The organism is Empedobacter brevis (assembly GCF_965118635.1).
GTDB classification, from domain to species: domain Bacteria; phylum Bacteroidota; class Bacteroidia; order Flavobacteriales; family Weeksellaceae; genus Empedobacter; species Empedobacter brevis_A.
The window spans coordinates 1-1065 of sequence record NZ_CBCPHV010000034.1 but is presented as its reverse complement, the minus strand read 5'-3'; the positions used below and the strand labels follow the sequence as shown (position 1 = coordinate 1065).

The 1065-nt window shown below is 27.5% G+C and carries 1 protein-coding gene; it reads left to right on the top strand.

The features are described 5' to 3' along the window. Positions 1-458 precede the first annotated feature (458 nt). A partial coding sequence (locus ACMHJW_RS14645; RefSeq protein ID WP_413534141.1) for a glutaminase occupies positions 459-1065 on the top strand: 607 nt, incomplete at its 3' end.

Here is a 1065-nt window from a genome sequence, read left to right as displayed (position 1 = left end):
AAAAAACTTTCATAATTTTTATTTCAATAAGTCTTTTCAACTTTACTCCCTAACCCCTTTCGGAATCGGATTGCAAAGGTAACTCTTATTTTCAAACTCGCAAATTTATTTTTAAATATTTTATGTCGTTTAAAACTCCTTATATCAACTTCAATACTACTCGTCTTTCGTATTGGGGTTGCAAATATACGCACCATTTTTACGAACTTCCAAACATATTTTACAATTTATTTACATAAACACCTTAACTTACTGTTATCATGTAAAATATTTTTTAAACTTTTTTGATTCAAGTCCTTTTATAAGCCTTTTTATAGCGAAAATACTCTTTTATGTAATAGAAAAGTGAGAGATGTTTTTCGTAAACTGAACTAATTTATTCAAGGAAATAAATAAACTTGTAATTTTGTAACGATTGAAAATACCCTTCACAATCATATATAATAATAGTACGTAAAATGATTTCAAAAGAAAAAGAATACTTTGATATAATAAATAAGATTTACTCAAAAGTAATTGAAGAAGAAAATTTAGGTGAAACAGCGAACTACATCCCTGAATTATCTAAAATAAATGGGGATAAATTTGGCGTATCATTATTGTTTACGGATCAACTTCAGTTTGGATTTGGAGATTGTGAAGAAAAATTTTCGATTCAAAGTATCTCAAAAGTTTTGCTTTTGGCTTTGGTTTATAAAGAAATTGGAGAAAAAATTTGGGAAAGAGTCGATGTAGAACCTTCTGGAACATCTTTTAATTCATTATTACAATTAGAAGCAGACAATGGAATTCCTAGAAATCCTTTTATCAATTCGGGAGCTTTGGTTGTTTGTGATATCTTAATTGATATTTGTGATGATCCTAAAACTTATTTTTTAGATTTTATCAAAAGAGTTTCTGGAAACAACTCAATACAATATTCAGATAAAATTGCACAAAGTGAGTTTACGACAGCTTATAGAAATGCAGCTTTGACAAATTTTATCAAATCATTAGGTAACATTAATAATTCTCCTGACGAAGTCTTAGATTTATATGTCTATATCTGCTCAATTGAAATGACAT